Source organism: Nocardia sp. NPDC051981 (genome assembly GCF_040680715.1).
Lineage (GTDB): Bacteria > Actinomycetota > Actinomycetes > Mycobacteriales > Mycobacteriaceae > Nocardia.
On record NZ_JBFAXK010000002.1, the window covers coordinates 156,274 to 168,511 of the forward strand.

8 protein-coding genes are annotated in these 12,238 nt (G+C 69.7%); 3 read left to right on the plus strand and 5 right to left on the minus strand.

From position 1 onward, the window contains the following. Positions 1–113 precede the first annotated feature (113 nt). Positions 114–236: a hypothetical protein gene (locus tag AB0L60_RS04690; RefSeq protein ID WP_364607259.1), complete on the plus strand. Its 123-nt coding sequence runs from the start codon at positions 114–116 to the stop codon at positions 234–236. Between the two features lie 177 nt (positions 237–413). Here AB0L60_RS04690 and AB0L60_RS04695 read toward each other — a convergent pair whose 3' ends face one another. Both AB0L60_RS04695 and AB0L60_RS04700 read right to left on the minus strand, forming a co-directional pair. Beyond that, a complete protein-coding gene (locus AB0L60_RS04695; protein WP_364607262.1) occupies positions 414–4,205 on the minus strand; it encodes a multifunctional oxoglutarate decarboxylase/oxoglutarate dehydrogenase thiamine pyrophosphate-binding subunit/dihydrolipoyllysine-residue succinyltransferase subunit in 3,792 nt (1,263 codons plus the stop codon). A gap of 112 nt (positions 4,206–4,317) precedes the next feature. Further along, the gene (locus AB0L60_RS04700) at positions 4,318–8,064 is read right to left on the minus strand and encodes an ABC transporter ATP-binding protein (protein WP_364607265.1); all 3,747 of its coding nucleotides are present in this window, start codon (positions 8,062–8,064) and stop codon (positions 4,318–4,320) included. A 142-nt stretch (positions 8,065–8,206) separates the two neighbouring features. Between AB0L60_RS04700 and AB0L60_RS04705 the strand changes: the two genes are divergently transcribed. Then, the gene (locus tag AB0L60_RS04705; protein ID WP_364607268.1) at positions 8,207–8,740 is read left to right on the plus strand and encodes a VOC family protein; all 534 of its coding nucleotides are present in this window, start codon (positions 8,207–8,209) and stop codon (positions 8,738–8,740) included. Here the strand turns inward: AB0L60_RS04705 and AB0L60_RS04710 are convergent, their stop codons facing one another. From AB0L60_RS04710 to AB0L60_RS04720, 3 genes are all read right to left on the minus strand, one after another. After that, positions 8,741–9,529 (minus strand): ABC transporter permease, encoded by a 789-nt coding sequence (locus AB0L60_RS04710; protein WP_364607271.1) that lies wholly within the window; start codon positions 9,527–9,529, stop codon positions 8,741–8,743. A 79-nt stretch (positions 9,530–9,608) separates the two neighbouring features. After that, positions 9,609–10,556 (minus strand): ABC transporter ATP-binding protein, encoded by a 948-nt coding sequence (locus AB0L60_RS04715; RefSeq protein WP_364607274.1) that lies wholly within the window; start codon positions 10,554–10,556, stop codon positions 9,609–9,611. Next, a complete protein-coding gene (locus tag AB0L60_RS04720) occupies positions 10,553–11,269 on the minus strand; it encodes a hypothetical protein (RefSeq protein WP_364607276.1) in 717 nt (238 codons plus the stop codon). The genes AB0L60_RS04715 and AB0L60_RS04720 overlap by 4 nt, the downstream gene beginning before the upstream one ends. A 129-nt stretch (positions 11,270–11,398) precedes the next feature. Here AB0L60_RS04720 and AB0L60_RS04725 point away from each other — a divergent pair, with 129 nt between their 5' ends. Beyond that, the gene (locus AB0L60_RS04725) at positions 11,399–12,238 is read left to right on the plus strand and encodes a helix-turn-helix transcriptional regulator (protein WP_364607278.1); all 840 of its coding nucleotides are present in this window, start codon (positions 11,399–11,401) and stop codon (positions 12,236–12,238) included.

Below are 12,238 nucleotides of genomic sequence, written 5' to 3' on the forward strand. Positions count from 1 at the left end.
CATCACGACTTTGGCGAAATGCCTTGTCGCAGGCCATTTCCCGACAGGCCGCAAGTAATTCCGGCCGGTAGCATCAACTTTCGTTACGGAAGTAGCAGAGAGAGGTGCACGCAATGTCCGACCAGGAATCGACCCAGGACGCAGCCGCCGAGGGCATCGCCGCCATGATGGCGGTCTGGGACCTCAAGGGCGCCAACGATTCCGCCAAGGGTGAAGCGGACGCGCAGGACAAGTAAGCGCTCTGGCAACGGAAAAGCAGCGAGCCCCGGCGCTGAAAGCGCCGGGGCTCCTGTTCATTCATACGTAACAACTGATTTCGGGAGGCGAGGGTAACTCCTCGGGCACCCCCGAAATCGGTTCGGCACGTGACCGCCGGCACGCGTGCACGGCGGTCAACGGCTCCTGGCCGGGCGCTAAAGTCCCGGGGAGGCGGTAAAAGCCTCGTCGATGATCTCCTGCTGCTCCACCGCGTGCACCTTGGACGAACCCGAGGACGGGGCCGACATGGCGCGACGCGAGATGCGGCGCAGCTTGCCGAAGCGGGCGGGCAGGATCTCCGGCAGGTTCAGGCCGAAGAACGGCCACGCGCCCTGGTTCGCCGGCTCCTCCTGGACCCACGCCAGATCGACGGCGTTGGGGTACTGCTCCAGCGCCTCGTTCAGGCGGAACTTCGGAATCGGGTACAGCTGCTCGACGCGCACGATGGCCACGTCGTCGCGGTTGTGCTTCTTCTTCTCGGCCACCAGCTCGTAGTAGATCTTGCCGGAGGTGAGCAGCACGCGTTTGACCTTGGCGCGGTCGCCGTCGCCCGACTCGTAGGTGGGCTCCTCGAGCACGGTGCGGAACTTGTTGTCCGTGAAGTCCTCGACCTCGGAGATCACGGCCTTGTTGCGCAGCATGGACTTCGGGGTGAAGACCACCAGCGGGCGGCGGATGCCGTCCAGGGCGTGGCGGCGCAGCAGGTGGAAGTAGTTCGACGGGGTGGACGGGACCGCCACCGTCATCGAACCCTCGGCGCACAGCTGCAGGAAGCGCTCGATACGACCCGAGGTGTGGTCCGGGCCCTGGCCCTCGTGACCGTGCGGCAGCAGCAGCACGACCTCGGAGAGCTGACCCCACTTGGCCTCACCGGAGGAGATGAACTCGTCGATGATGGACTGCGCGCCGTTGACGAAGTCACCGAACTGCGCCTCCCACAGGACGAGTGCGTCCGGGTTGCCCAGCGAGTAGCCGTACTCGAAACCGACGGCGGCGTACTCGGACAGCGCCGAGTCGTGCACCGCGAACCAGCCCGGGTTCTTCGACCCGATGTTGTGCAGCGGGGTGTACTCGTCACCGTTCTTGCGGTCGATGATCACCGAGTGCCGCTGCGAGAAGGTGCCGCGGCGGGAGTCCTGACCGGTCAGGCGGACGGCCTTGCCCTCGTCGATGAGCGTGCCGAAGGCCAGCAGCTCGGCCATGGCCCAGTCGACCTTGCCCTCGTAGGCCATCTCGCGGCGCTTCTCCAGCACCGGCTTGACGCGCGGGTGCACGCTGAAGCCCTCGGGCACGTTCACGAACGCGTCGCCGATGCGCTGCAGCACCGTCTTGTCCACGGAGGTCACCAGGTTCGGCGGCAGCTGCTGCTCGTCCTCGACCGACTCCGACGGCTCCGGCGGGAACTTCTCCAGCTCGCGCACCTCGTTGAAGATCCGCTCCAGCTGACCCTGGTAGTCACGCAGGGCGTCTTCGGCTTCCTTCATGGAGATGTCGCCACGGCCGATCAGGCTCTCGGTGTACGCCTTGCGGACCGAGCGCTTGGTATCGATCACGTCGTACATGCCCGGCTGGGTCATCGACGGGTCGTCGCCCTCGTTGTGGCCGCGACGGCGGTAGCAGATCATGTCGATGACCACGTCGCGGTTGAACTTCTGCCGGTAGTCGACGGCCAGCTTGGCCACCCACACACAGGCTTCCGGGTCGTCGCCGTTCACGTGGAAGATCGGGGCGCCGATGAACTTCGCGATGTCGGTGGAGTATTCGGTGGAACGCGAGTACTCCGGCGCGGTGGTGAAGCCGATCTGGTTGTTCACCACGATGTGCACGGTGCCACCGGTGCGGTAGCCGCGCAGACCCGACAGGTTCAGGGTCTCGGCCACCACGCCCTGGCCGGCGAAGGCCGCGTCACCGTGCAGCATGAGCGGCACGACCGAGAACGACCGCGCCTCTTCACCCTTGGTGACGATGTCTTCCTTGGTGAGCAGGTCCTGCTTGGCGCGGACCAGACCCTCCAGCACCGGGTCGACGGCCTCGAGGTGCGAGGGGTTGGCGGTCAGCGAGACCTCGATCTCGTTGTCGCCGAACATCTGCAGGTAGGTGCCGCGCGCGCCGAGGTGGTACTTCACGTCGCCGGAGCCGTGGGTGGCGGCCGGGTTCATGTTGCCCTCGAACTCGGTGAAGATCTTCGAGTAGGGCTTGCCGACGATATTGGCCAGCACGTTCAGGCGGCCGCGGTGCGGCATACCGATGATGACCTCGTCGAGGGCGTACTCGGCGCACTGGTCGATGACGGCATCCATCATCGGGATGACCGACTCGGCGCCTTCCAGCGAGAAGCGCTTCTGGCCCACGTACTTGGTCTGCAGGAAGGTCTCGAACGCCTCGGCCGCATTGAGCCGGGACATGATGTACTTCTGCTCGGCCACAGTGGGTTTCGCGTGCTTCTGCTCCACGCGGTCCTGAATCCACTTGAGCTGCTCGGGATCCAGGATGTGGGTGTACTCCACACCCACGTGGCGGGCGTAGGCGTCGCGCAGGATGGACAGCACGTCGCGCAGCTTCATGCGCTCCTGGCCGTGGAAGCCCGCGACATTGAATTCGCGGTCCAGGTCCCACAGGGTCAGGCCGTGCTGGGTGACATCCAGGTCAGGGTGGGAGCGGAACTTGTCCTTCACCAGCCGCAGCGGATCGGTGTCGGCCATCAGGTGGCCGCGGCTGCGGTAGGCGTTGATCATCTCCTGCACGCGGGTCGACTTGTCGATGCCGCGTTCCTGAATGTCCTTGCGCCAGCGCACCGGCTCGTAGGGGACACCCATGCCGTGGAAGATCTCGTCGTAGAACTCGTCCGAGATCAGCAGGTTGTGGACCGTCCGCAGGAAGTCGCCGGACTCCGCGCCCTGGATGATGCGGTGGTCGTAGGTGGAGGTCAGGGTCATCAGCTTGCCGATACCCATCTCCGCGAGCTGCTGATCGCTCATGCCCTGGAACTCGGCCGGGTACTCCATGGCGCCCGCGCCGATGATCGCGCCCTGGCCCAGCATGAGGCGCGGCACCGAGTGGTTGGTGCCGATGGTGCCGGGGTTGGTCAGCGAGATGGTGACACCGGTGAAGTCGTCGTTGGTCAGCTTGCCGTCACGGGCGCGGCGCACGACGTCCTCATACGCGCTGTGGAACTGCGCGAAGGTCATGCCCTCGGCGTTCTTGATGGCCGCGACCGCCAGCGCACGGCTGCCGTCCTTGCCCGGAAGGTCGATGGCCAGACCGAGATTGGTGTGCGCCGGGGTGACCGCGTTCGGCTTCCCGTCGACCTCGGCGAAGTGCCGGTTCATGTTCGGGAAGGCCTTGATGGCCTGCACGATGGCGTAACCCAGCAGGTGGGTGAAGGAGATCTTGCCACCGCGGGTACGGGCCAGGTGGTTGTTGATGACCAGGCGGTTGTCGATCATCAGTTTGGCCGGGATGGCACGCACCGAGGTCGCGGTGGGGACGGCCAGCGACGCCGACATGTTCTTGACGACGGCCGCGGCGGGACCACGCAGCACCTTGGTCTCGTCCTCGGCGGTGGGCTTGGGGCCGCCCGAGGTCGGGGCCGCGTTGGAGCTGGGGGCGGGAGTGGTCTGGGGGGTGCGCACCTGGGCGGGGGCCGGAGCCGGGGCGGGGGCGGCCGGGGCGGGGGTGGCGACGGGGGTGGAATTCACGGCGGGGGCGCTCTGGGCGGGTCCGGGGGCAGTAGGCACTGCGGCGGGTGCCGGAGCGACGGCGGCGGCCGCCTGGCTGTTGTTACCAATCTCGGCAGTGTTCTCCGGCGTGTAGTCCGCCAGGAACTCGTGCCAGCTCTCATCGACGGACGAGGGGTCTTGCTTGTACTTCTGGTACATCTCGTCGACAAGCCACTGGTTCTGTCCGAACTGGTCTGTTGAGCTGCTCACAGCAGGTGTTCGCCTCATTTCGTTCTTCGCGCTGCGACGTTTGTGACGTGCCCGGCACGGGTAATCGGCGGATGCGCGCCGATGCGCCCCCACTGAGGATATGCCCACCCCTGTTCGCCGTCGGGCATGGCTACCACCGAGCGGACACATTCTCTGATGACGACTCGTCTTCGCCCGAGAATATTCCTTCCGTCGCCTGCGCCGCAGCCCACAAGCGCGAGTAAGCGCCCTGTGCCGCGAGGAGTTCGTCGTGGCTGCCGATTTCGCTGATCCGGCCGTGCTGCACGACGGCGATCCGATCGGCCTGGGCGGCGGTCGCCAGCCGGTGCGCGACGATGACCGAGGTGCGGCCGCGCGTTACCGATTCGTTCGCGACCAGCACCGATGCCTCGGCGGCCGGATCCAGCACGGCCGTGGCCTCGTCGAGCAACAGCAGATCGGGGCGGACCAGTTCGGCGCGGGCCAGGGCGATGAGCTGCCGCTGACCGGCGGAGAGCCCGCGTCCGCGTTCGCCGACCGGCTGCCGCATGCCCTGGGGGAGGGCGGTGATGGTGTCCAGTGCCCCGACCGCGGCGGCGGCCGCCTCGATTTCCCCGGGACTCGCAAAAGGTTTGCCAAATGCAATGTTGCTGGCGATGTCGCCGGTGAACAGGTGAGCTTCCTGAGGGACCACGCCGAGCCGCGAGCGGAACTCGGCGAGCCGATAGTCGCGAATATCGACGCCGTCCACGCGAATTGCGCCGGTGCCGTCCGGATCATGGCCCCTGTCATGCATATCCGCTATGGAGAACGGCGTAACACTGCCGGAAAGTTCGTGATTCCCGTCACCCGTTGTCCGGGCTGTGTGGTCATCCGGTGTCCGGGGCATGTCATAGAGCCGGGCGAGCAGCTTCACGATGGTCGACTTGCCCGCGCCGGTCTCGCCGACCAGCGCCAGGCTGCCGCCCGCCGGGATGGTCAGGCTGACGCCCTCGAGCGCGGGCCGCACCGCGCCCGGGTACTGGAAGCGGACATTGTCGAAGACGACCTCCCCGCGCAGCCGCCCGTCGATGGGCGCCGCGTCCGCGGGATCCGGCGCGATGGAGGACCGGGTCCGCAGCAGTCCTCCGATGCGTCGCAACCCGACTCGTGCCTGCTGATACCCGTCGAACAGCTGCGACAGCTGCATGATCGGCCCGAACAGCAGCTGCAGATAGAGCACGAACGCCACCAGCGTGCCCGGCGTGGTGGACCCGTGCGCGACCGCCCACGCCCCGGTGAAGACCACCGACGCCAGCGCCAGATCCGCCCACATGCCGACGAAGGCGAAGAAGGTGGCGATGGCCCGCTGGGCCCGCATCCGGCTGACCCGGAAATTGTCGGAGTACCCGGCGAACCGGCGCGCGGAGATGGCCTCGTGCCGATTGGCCTGCACCACCCGCAGACCCGCGACATTCTCGGCGAAGTCGGCGTTCACGGTGGCCGAATGTTCCCGCGCCGCACTGTAGGCGGAATCGGAGACCTTGCGGAACCACCAGGTGGCCAGGAGCAACGGCGGCAGCGTCACGAACACGACCAGCGCCAGCTGGAAGTCGATCACCAGCAGTGCCACCGCGATGCCGGCCACCGTCAGCAGCGCGACGAGCGCGTCCGGCAGCCCGGTCTGCATGAAGGTGGACAGAGCGTCGATGTCGGTCGTCATCCGGGTCATGATGCGGCCGGACAGTTCTCGCTCGTAGAAGTCGAGCCCGAGTCGCTGCAGGTGGGCATAGCTGCGGACCCGGAGCCCGAAGAGCACGCGCTCCCCGGCCCGGTTGCTCCACAACAGTGAGGTCGAGGCGACCAGCCAGCCGAGCCCGACCAGCACGGCCCCGATCACGGTGGCCTGCACCAGCGCCCAGCCGTTGTGCGTGCCGACGCCCGAATCGACCGCGTACCGCACCACGGACGGAAAGCCCACGCCCACCACCGCGTTCAGCGCGAGCAGCACCATGGTGCCGGCGACCAGCCACTTCACCAGCCGTAGCGCATGACTCAGCCGGAAGCCCGGGTCGGGCCGGCGCAGCTCGGCCGCGTCCAGCCCCGGCCGCTCGGTCGCGGGCGGCAGCTTCCCCAGCACCCGCCGCACCTCCGCCGGGGTGTCCCGATCGACCGGGTGCCGGCCTCCGGCAGCCGTTTCCGCGATCACGTCCCGCGCGTCCGCAATCACCGATACCTGCTCGTCGCCGGATTCCGGTGCGGGCAGCCGGATCACGCGGTCGGCGTGGGCGAGGGTGGATTCGCGGTGGGCCAGGATGAGGGTGGTGCGTGCGGAATCGGCGGGGAGGGAGGCGAAGATGGCGGCCTCGGTGACGGCGTCCACCGCGGAGGTGGCGTCGTCGAGGACCAGGATGCGCGGGTCGGCGAGCAGGGCGCGGGCCAGCGCGATGCGCTGGCGCTGACCACCGGAGAGGGTCAGGCCGCGTTCGCCGACCACGGTCTCGTAGCCGTCGGGCAGGGCGTTGATGAAGTCGTCGGCCGCGGCCTGTTCGGCGGCGGCCTGGATCTCCGCCTCGGTGGAATCCGGCCGGCCCAGGGCGATATTGGCGGCGATGGTGTCCGAGAGCAGGAAGGCCTCGTCGAAGACCACGCCGACCGCCGAGCGCAGGTCGGCGGCGCGCAGGTCGGCGATGTCGGCGCGGGAGTCCTTGCCGTACAGGGTGATCCGGCCGGAGCCGGGGGAGTAGAAGCGGGGCAGCAGCAGGCTCAGGGTGGATTTGCCCGAGCCCGCCGGGCCGATGACGGCCACCGTCTCGCCGGGTGCGATGTTCAGCGTGAAGTCGCGCAGCACGGGCCGGCCGGGCTCGAAACCGAAGGTGAGATCGTCGATTTCGATGCCGAGCGGTCCCTCGGGCACCGCCACCGGGTGCTCCGGATCGATGCGTTCGGGCGCGCTGTCGATGACCTGGTTCACGCGTTCGGCCGCCGCGCGCGTCAGCTGCGCCATGACCACCACGTACGACACGATCCGGGTGGAGTTGGTCATCGTCGACACGTAGGCGACGAAGGCCAGGAAGGTGCCGAGCCCGATGCTGCCGTGGAAGGCGAGCAGCCCGCCCGCCGCGATCACCGCGACCTGCCCGGCCTGCGGAATCGATCCCAGGGTGGGGCTGAAGCGGGCGTCGATATGGGCGGCGCGCATGCGCTCGGCGTACAGCGTGCGGCCGTGCTGCTCGAGCACGTCGACCATGCGGGCCTCCTGCCCGAAGCCCTTCACCACGCGCACGCCGGTGACGGTCTCCTCGACGTGCTGGGCCAGGTCGGCGGCGCGCTGCTGCGCGGACCAGGTGGCCGCGTACAGCCGCGGCCGCACCCGGTAGACCACCAGCGCCAGCACCGGCACCACCAGCAGCGCGGCCAGGGCCAGCGGCGGCGAGAGCCACAGCATGACGCCCGCGGCCAGCACGAATTGCAGTGCCGCCACCGCCGACCAGGGGCCCATGGCCAGCAGGCCCTGCACCAGGGTCAGGTCACTGATCGAGCGCGAGATGACCTGCCCGGTGCGCAGCCCGTCCTGTCCGGGCCCGTCCAGACGTTGCAGCGCGGACAGCAGATCCACGCGCAGTTCGTGCTGGACGTCGAGGGCGAGCCGCCCGGCGAGCATGCGCCGCCCGAAGGAGGCGAGGAAGCGGCCGACCGCGAGCACGCCCAGCGCCACGGCCATGGCCGCGATGATGCCGGTGTTCCCGGCGGTCGCGCCGTCGAGGGCGCGCTTGGCCAGCAGCGGCCCGGTCACCTCCACGATCGCGCCGAGCACGATGGCCAGCCCCAGCCCGGACAGCACCCACGGGTGCCCGGCGCAACGCTCCCACAACCTGCGCAGCCAGCCACGCACCCTGTTTACATCCTTCGAAGTCATCCCGGAGAACAACCGTCTCCCCACCCCCACTTTGTTCCCGTCGTCGTGCCGCCCTGACCAGTGTGCCGGGACGGTGGCTTGTGCGGCGCGGCACGCCGTGGTCGGCTGGATGGTCACGGTCCTTCGAAACGGAGTCGCCCCCATGCCGATTCAGCGTCTCAATCACGCCGTCCTGTTCGTCTCCGACCTGGAGCGCTCGGTCGCCTTCTACAGCGAGGTGCTGGGCTTTCGCCGGCTGCCCGGCGGCTTCCCGGGCGGGGCGTTCCTGCAGGCGGCCGGGTCGGCCAACGACCACGACCTCGGCCTGTTCCAGTCGCCGGACCCGTCGGTCCCGCACCGCACCGGCCGGGTCGGCCTCTATCACCTGGCCTGGGAGGTGGACACGCTGAGCGAACTGCAGCGGGTGCGCGACGCCCTGGTCGCGGCGGGCGCGCTCACCGGGGCGTCCGACCACGCCTCCACCAAGGCCCTCTACGCCGCCGACCCCGACGGCATCGAATTCGAGGTCTGCTGGCTGGTTCCCGACGCCGCGGTGGAAGCGGAGCTGGCCGCCATGACCGCGCCGAGCCTCCCACTGGACCTGCCGGGCCTCATCGCGAAGTACGGCGCGGACACTCCCGGCGGTCCGCGCACCGATCACGAGGTGTGGCGGCGGTTGTTCTCCGGCCGCGCCTGATCAGAGGTCGCGGCGGGTGAGCATCCACCAGGCGGCCGCACCCGCCGCGGCGCTCCACAGCACCAGCAGCGCCATGGCGGCCGGGGTCGGCGCGATGAGCGCGCTCTTGGCGTAGCGGCCGCCGCTGATCGCCCCGACCGTCGAGGACACCGGCAGGATGGCCGCCAGCCCGCCGAATCCGATGGCGCGCGCGGTGATCCAGATCAGCGGCTCCAGCACGGCCCAGCCCAGCACGGCGGCCAGCGCCCGGGTGGGCGAGCGCAGCCCGACACCGATCGCGGTGCCGATCACCGCCCAGCACACCGCCGCCAGCGCGACCCCGATCAGCACGCCGAAGAAACCGCCGTCCAGGGGCACCCGGGAGCCGCCGGCCAGCCGCATGGCGGCCCCGCCCAGCACCTCCATCAGCAGCACGGTGCCGAGCGAGAACGCCCCCGCCACCGCGAGTTTCGCGCCGAGCAGCAGGGTGCGGTCGGGGGTGTACAGCGAGCTCATCGCCAGCGATCCGGACTGGAAATCGGTGCCGGCGCCCAGCGCCCCGAAGGTGGCCGCCGCCGCGACCGTGAGCACCAGCACCCAGGTGGTCAGCAGCGCCGCCCAGCCGGATCCGGAGCTGAAGCCCTGCGCATGCTGGTCGCCGGGCTGGAATCCGGTGCCCAGCGCCACGAACGCGATCACGCCCGCCACGATGACCCCGCCGCCGATCAGCCAGTTCGACCGCACCGAAGTCACCTTCCGCACTTCGGAATTCGCGGCCCGGGCCACCACCGGCGGCACAGTGAGGATCATCGAATGTCCTTTCGTGGGAGGTCGTCGGCCCGGCGATGGACCGTGCTCCCATGGCGGATAGCGGTGTGGCGCAACGACTTCACCGGTAGCTCCGGTAGGCGGCCGGGCCCGGGTACGCGGGCGACGGGGGTCCGCTGTGGGTGAGGGCGGCCAGGACCTGGTCGGGATGAATGTGTTCGGGGGTGATCTCGGTGAGCTGGACGCGGGCCGTGGAGGCGGCCGATTCCAGTTGCGAGAGCGAGGCTTCCGCGATGGCGAGGCGGCCGTCGGGCCGCATGACCGCGTCGGTGAAGCCCTGTGCGGCCAGGGTGGTGGCCAGCGCGATCGGGCTGGAGGCCTTCACCAGCAGCCGGTCCGGGTGGCTGCGGCGCAGCCGGGCCGGGCTGCCCTGGTAGGCGATGCGGCCGCGGTCCAGTACCAGGAGCTCGTCGGCGATGGGCAGCACGGTGCTGAGCATGCGAGAGGTGAGCAGCACGGTGCCGCCGCGGCGGGCGTGGCCGCGCAGATAGTCGTTGAGCCAGGCGGTCTCCCCGATATCGAGCCCGGTGGCCGGATCGTCGAGCACCAGCAGCGGCGGATCGCCGAGCAGCGCGACGGCCAGCGCCAGCCGGGTCCGCATGCCCTCCGGCAGGCCGCCGATGCGGTGGTCGGCGGCCTCGGTGAGCCGCACCAGCGCCAGCAGTTCCTCCGCCCGGGCATCGGAAACGCCTGCGGCGGAGGCATAGACGCGCAGCTGGGCGAACACCCGGCGGGCCGGGTGCAGGCCGCGCGGATTCAGCATGGCGCCCACCACCTGGCGTCCGGCCCGCACGCCGGAGCCGGGTCCGCCCACGCTCGCGGTGCCGGCGGTGGGGGTGAGCAGTCCGAGCAGCATGCGCAGCACCGTGGACTTGCCCGCGCCGTGCGGGCCCACCAGGGCGGCCACCTTGCCGGCGGGCACCACGAAGCTCACGTCCTCGACCGCGGTGACGTTCTCGAACGTCTTGGTCAGGCCCCCGGCGGCGAAGGCGAGCGGCCGCGCGTTCACGGCTGCCGGGCCCGGGTCGGCGCCTCCACCGCGGGCAGCGGATCGGCGTCGATGACCAGGGGCTGGGGCCAGGTCAGCGGCGGCGCGCCGAACGCCCTGCGGGCATTGTCGACCACGCCGCGCCCGATCGCCCGGTTGCCGAATCCGCCGATGGCCGCGCCGATTCCGGCCGGAATCACCTTGCCGACCATGAGCGCGCCGCGTTTGGCGATGAACTGGATCATGAAGCGTTTGAGCAGCGAATCGTTCATGGCGCTCAGGCCCGGGATCTTGCCCGCCAGCAGCCCGCCCCAGTTCGCGGCCGAGTGCCCGACGCTCTTCTGCACGATCTCCATGCCGCTCTCGCCGAGCACCACGGCCAGCACCAGGGCGCGGCGGCGCTCCTTGTCCTCGGGCGCGACTCCGTGCACGGCCGCCACCGCCAGGGTGAACACCGCGGACGCCTCCAGGAAGAAGGCGGTCTCCGCGCTCATGGCCGCCAGCGACGCCACCGTCCCGACGCCCGGCACCGCCGCGGTCGCGCCGACCGCCGTGCCGGAGGTGGTCACGGTATTGAGGTAGAGCTTCTCGATGCGGGCGATGATCTGCCCGGGCGTCTCACCCGGATGCGCATCCCGCAGCTTGCCCACGTATTTCGTGACAGCCGGGGCCTGTACCTGGGACCCGTTGTCGAGCAACGAGACGACCGCTTTTTCGAGCCCGGTCTTGAACATCGACGACAACCCCTTCTTCGTGCGGTCCTCCAGACCGAACTCTATGGCACCTCGACAACGATTCGCGAGATAGACCGGTTCCGGACGGGAGGGTCCCACGCCGGAGATCATCGGCCTAGGGTGGACGGCGTGGCAGGCGTGTCCGAAGGCGCGTCGGGAGTGCCCGACCCGCGATTACGCGCGTACGTCCTCGGATACGAGGGCTATTTGCTGCACGGCTTCGCGCCGGGTACGCATGTCGGGATGCCCGCGGCGGCGCTGACCGTGATCATCACCATCGACGAGCCCATCCACGTGCCGGTGTCCTCGCATCCGGAGCAGGCGGGCGGTCACTGGGACATGCTGGCCAGCGGGCTCACGGTGCGGCCGGCGGTGATCGCGCACAACGGGTTCCAGCACGGGGTGCAGCTGAACCTCACGCCGCTGGGCTGCCGGGCGCTGTTCGGGATGCCCGCGGCGGCGCTCGGGTCGTGGATCGTGGATCTGGCCGACGTGCTCGGGCCGCGCGCGACGGAGTTGCGGGAGCGGCTGTCGTCGGTGCGCTCGTGGCCGCGGCGCTTCGCCGTCATCGATGAAATCCTGCTGCGCCAGGTGGATCCGGTGCGCTGGGATGCCGAGCTGACCCACGCCTGGGCGCTGCTGTCGGGCCCCGGCCCGGCGGTGCGGGTGGCCGCCGTGGCCGACGAGATCGGCTGGAGCCGAAGACATCTCGGCAGCCGCTTCAGCGCCGAATTCGGCATCACCCCCAAGGACGCCGCCCGGGTGGCGCGCTTCGAACGCTCGCACCGCCTGCTGCGGGACCCGATTCTGCCCTCGCTCGCGGAGGTGGCGGCCGCCGCCGGGTACTACGACCAGGCGCACATGGCCCGCGAATGGCGGGAACTCGCGGGCATGCCGCCGTCGGTGTGGCGGGAACGCGAGGAGTTCCCATTCGTCCAAGACCAGCAGGCCGCCGAGACCGGAGGCTAG

Excerpts from the sequence above, each read along its gene's own strand:
- AB0L60_RS04695 (WP_364607262.1), bottom strand. The coding sequence starts at position 4,205 with ATGAGGCGAACACCTGCTGTGAGCAGCTCAACAGACCAGTTCGGACAG.
- AB0L60_RS04720 (WP_364607276.1), bottom strand. The coding sequence starts at position 11,269 with ATGTTCAAGACCGGGCTCGAAAAAGCGGTCGTCTCGTTGCTCGACAAC.
- AB0L60_RS04690 (WP_364607259.1), top strand. The coding sequence starts at position 114 with ATGTCCGACCAGGAATCGACCCAGGACGCAGCCGCCGAGGGCATCGCC.
- AB0L60_RS04710 (WP_364607271.1), bottom strand. The coding sequence starts at position 9,529 with ATGATCCTCACTGTGCCGCCGGTGGTGGCCCGGGCCGCGAATTCCGAA.
- AB0L60_RS04705 (WP_364607268.1), top strand. The coding sequence starts at position 8,207 with ATGCCGATTCAGCGTCTCAATCACGCCGTCCTGTTCGTCTCCGACCTG.
- AB0L60_RS04700 (WP_364607265.1), bottom strand. The coding sequence starts at position 8,064 with ATGACTTCGAAGGATGTAAACAGGGTGCGTGGCTGGCTGCGCAGGTTG.